This window comes from Mesorhizobium sp. M2C.T.Ca.TU.002.02.1.1 (assembly GCF_003997225.1).
Window position 1 is genome coordinate 1 of sequence record NZ_RZTO01000597.1, and the last position, 3,929, is coordinate 3,929.

3 protein-coding genes are annotated in these 3,929 nt (G+C 62.5%); all 3 read left to right on the forward strand.

What is annotated here, in order from left to right:
* The first annotated feature begins 95 nt into the window (after positions 1-95).
* The 3 genes from EOD07_RS25735 to EOD07_RS25745 all read left to right on the forward strand — a co-directional run bounded on the left by EOD07_RS25735 (position 96) and on the right by EOD07_RS25745 (position 3,905).
* Positions 96-1,772, forward strand: coding sequence for a sugar ABC transporter substrate-binding protein (locus EOD07_RS25735; RefSeq protein WP_071071965.1), 1,677 nt, complete (start codon positions 96-98; stop codon positions 1,770-1,772).
* A 91-nt stretch (positions 1,773-1,863) separates the two neighbouring features.
* The gene (locus tag EOD07_RS25740) at positions 1,864-2,979 is read left to right on the forward strand and encodes a sugar ABC transporter permease (RefSeq protein ID WP_040981354.1); all 1,116 of its coding nucleotides are present in this window, start codon (positions 1,864-1,866) and stop codon (positions 2,977-2,979) included.
* Positions 2,980-2,987: 8 nt separating this feature from the next.
* The gene (locus EOD07_RS25745) at positions 2,988-3,905 is read left to right on the forward strand and encodes a carbohydrate ABC transporter permease (RefSeq protein WP_040981356.1); all 918 of its coding nucleotides are present in this window, start codon (positions 2,988-2,990) and stop codon (positions 3,903-3,905) included.
* The last annotated feature ends 24 nt before the right edge of the window (positions 3,906-3,929 follow it).

Sequence of the window (3,929 nt, forward strand, 5' to 3'; positions counted from 1 at the left end):
GTCCCCGTATGATCGAGGAGAACCGAGAGACGTTTCGACGTCCGAGAGATTGGCCACTTCAATTCAATCGCTGTTGTTCTGGGAGGAACCTGTAGATGAGAGTCGACCTGTATGAAAAACTGATGCGAGCCGGCGCGAGCCGCCGCGATGTGCTGAAGGGTGCTGCCTCGATGGCGGCAATCGCCGCCGCCTCCGGCGCCGGACTCGGTGCGCTGACGAGGCCGGCCGCGGCCGATGACAGCCTGCGTGCGAAAATCCTGCAGATCCCAGGCGTCGGCAAGGGCCAGCCGACCGATGCCGACTTCCAGAAGGTCGGTGAGCTCTGTCTCGAAGCGACCAAGGCCAATGTCAAGGAAGGCGAGTTCGCCGGTGTCGAGCTCACCTTCATGGGCCTCAACAACCAGAACCTGCACAACGTGCTGTTCCGCGGCTTCCTGAAGCCATGGGAGGCCTATACGGGCGCCAAGATCAGCTGGATCGACCTCGCCCAGGCCGATTACAACGCCCGCCTGCAGCAGTCCATCGCAACCAAGACCGTCGACTTCGACATCATCGAGATGGGCGCGCCTTTCGAAGGCGACGTCTGCGGCAAGGGCCTGACCTCCGAGATGCCCGACTGGGTCAAGAAGCAGATCGACTTCGACGACCTCGTCAACTACCTGAAACCGCCGGTCGGCACCTGGGACGGCAAGCAGTATCGCGTGACCATCGACGGCGACACGCACAATTTCAACTACCGCACCGACGTGTTCTCCGACTCCGAGCTGGCGGCGGCGTGGAAAGCCGATGGCGGCGACAAGGCAGGCCTGACGGAATGGGGCGTGCCCAAGACCTGGCAGCAGGTGCAGGCCGTGACCAAATTCCTGAAGGGCAAGAAATTCAAGGGCCAGGACGTCTACGGCTACCTCGACGCGCCCAAGCCCTGGGGCGGTTTCGGCTTCTATTTCCTCGGCAGCCGCGCCACAGCCTACGCCAAGCATCCCGATGACAAGGCCTGGCTGTTCGATGCCGACACGATGAAGCCCCGCATCAACAATCCGGCCTGGGTGCGCGCCATCCAGGACGTGATCGACGCCTTGCCGTCCGAACCCGCGGACCAGATCAACGCCGATCCGAACACGACCGCCTTCCAGCAGTTCCTGGCCGGCACCGGCTCGATGATCCCCTGGTGGGGCGACGTCGGCTCGAACGTGAAGACCAATGACTCTTCGGTCATCGGCGATGTCACCGGCTTCTCGATCCTGCCGGGTTCCGACGACGTCTACAATTCCAAGACCGGCAAGTGGGACAAGCTCGCCAGCGGCCCGAACTATGCGCCGAACTGCGCCTATCTCGGCTGGGGCGTCTATGTCATGGCCCGCGTCGATTCCGACGAGAAGAAGAAGAAGGCCGCATGGTCGGCCGCCGCCCATCTCGGCGGCAAGGACCTGTCGATCTGGACGGCGATGTACCCGTCGGGCTTCCAGCCCTACCGCAACTCCCATTTCAACATTCCCGAATGGGTGGCGGCAGGCTATGACGAGGCCTTCATCACCTCCTATCTCAAGTCGGAAGGCGACAGCTACAACCATCCGAACGCGGCGATCGAGCCGCGCATCCCCGGCATTTTCCAGTACTACTCGGCCGCCGAGGACATCCTGGCCAACACCTTCGCCGGCAAGATGAAGGCGCAGGAAGGCGCCGACGCCATCGCCGCCGCCTGGGAAAAGCTGACCGACCAGATCGGCCGCGAAAACCAGATCAAGCTCTACAAAGCCTCGCTCGGCATGTAGGCTGCCTTTTGAGACGTCGCGGCCCGGTGGCACATCGTCATCGGGCCGCATCTTTACCGGCCCGGCCGGTTTGATGCTTTAAGAGGCGAGAGTGGCTGAGCAGACTTCGACCGCGAATGCGTGGCCGGCAAACCCGGCCGACCTGATCCCGGCAGGCCGCAAGCGCCTCGGCTGGGGCCTGCTGGCCATCGCGACCCTTGGCCTGCTGGCGATCATCATCGTGCAGGTCCTCTACAAGACCGAGATGTCCACGGTCGGTTTCGACACCTGGCGCCCTGTGGTCTATGCCTACATCTTGTGGGGCATCGCGCTCGGCGCCTGGCAGGTGCTGACACGCGGCGAGGACGGGCAGCGCGCGCTGTTCCTTTTGCCGGCCCTGCTCTTCACCATCGCCATGGTGATCTTCCCGACGCTGTTCGGCTTCTACATCGCGCTGACCGACTGGAACCTCAGTTCCTTCACCGGCCGCCGCTTCAACGGCCTCGACAATTTCTGGCAGATGCTGGCCGACCCCTATTACCGCAACGCGCTGTTCAACATGGTGCTCTATGTGCTTGCGGTGCTGGTCGAATATGTCATCGCCTTCGGCCTGGCGCTGCTGCTCAATGCGCAGATCAAGGCTCGCAAATTCTTCCGCGTCGTCTTTCTTTTGCCGCTGATGCTGTCGCCGGTCGCCGTGTCCTGGATGGTCGGCAAGTCGCTGATGGAGTACCGGTTCGGACCGGCGGCGACGCTGGCGCGCCATCTCGGCTGGGACAATCCCGCCTTCTTCTCCGATCCGATCACCGCCCGCATCTCGATCATGATGCTCGACGCCTGGACCTTCATCCCGTTCATGATGATCATGCTGCTGGCCGGCCTGCAGGCGATGTCGCGCGAGGTGCTTGAGGCCGCCCGCGTCGACGGCGCGACCGCGTGGCAGACCTTCTGGCAGGTCACCTTCCCGCTGATGCTGCCGGTATCGGTGACGGCGGTGATCCTGCGCATCATCTTCAAGCTGAAGCTCGCCGACATCATCATCACCCTGACCTCCGGCGGCCCCGGCGGCGCCACCGATTCCGTGTCGAGCTTCATCTATCGCGAGTATCGCGACCGCTCGAATGTCGGCTATGGCACCATGTTGGCCATGGCCTATCTGATCATCATCGTCGTGTTCGTGACCTGGCTGTTGAAAGTCGCCAGTCGCTTCGTGCGCAACGTCAACTGAGCGGCATCATGAGCGTCCAGACCACCGACTACACCGTTTCCGAGATCCGCTCGCCGGCGGCCTTCATCACCAGCCGCGTTTTCATCTATGGCGCGCTTGTCTTCTGGGCGTTCGTGTGCCTGTTCCCGATCTACTGGACGATCACCACCTCGTTCAAATCGGCGGTCGACGTCACGCAAGGCCATCTCATTCCCTTCGTCGACTTTACGCCCGACTGGAAGGGCTGGCGTTCGCTCGGCCTGTCACCGGATTCGATCTTCCAGACATCGACCGTGCGCGACGAATTCCTCAAACGCTTCATGAACTCCGTCATCACCTCGGTCGGCGCATCGAGCCTCGCCATCATCATCGGCAGCCTCGCCGCCTATGGCCTCGTTCGCTACCGCTACAAATTCGCCTGGTTCAAGAACGAGGACATCTCCTTCTTCTTCCTCTCGCAACTGATCCTGCCGCCGGTCGTGCTGGCGCTGCCCTTCCTGGTGCTCTACCGGGAAGTGGCCCTCCTCGACACGCGTATCGGGCTCGTGCTTCTCTATACGCTGATGGTGCTGCCGATCGTGATCTGGATCATGCGCGACCAGTTCAACTCCATTCCCGTCGAATTGGAGGAAGCGGCTTTGGTCGACGGGCTGTCGATCTGGGGCGCCTTTTTCCGCATCGTCATGCCGATCGCGCTGCCCGGCATGGTCGCCGCCTTCATCCTGGCGATGGTGCTGTGCTGGAACGAGTATTTCTTCGCCGCGCTCCTGACCTCGACCGATGCGAAAACCATCCCCGTCATGGTGGCGAGCCAGACCGGCTCGCAAGGCATCAACTGGTGGTCGATGGCGGCTCTCGCCACCGCCGCGATCGCGCCGCTGGCGATCATCGGCATCGCGCTCGAGCGCTACCTGATCATGGGCATGACGGCGGGCTCGGTGAAGTAGGATGGGCTTCCCCTTCTCCCCTTG

Bases quoted from the DNA above. Each gene is read 5' to 3' on its own strand.
- EOD07_RS25735 (WP_071071965.1), top strand. From the start codon at position 96: ATGAGAGTCGACCTGTATGAAAAACTGATGCGAGCCGGCGCGAGCCGC.
- EOD07_RS25745 (WP_040981356.1), top strand. From the start codon at position 2,988: ATGAGCGTCCAGACCACCGACTACACCGTTTCCGAGATCCGCTCGCCG.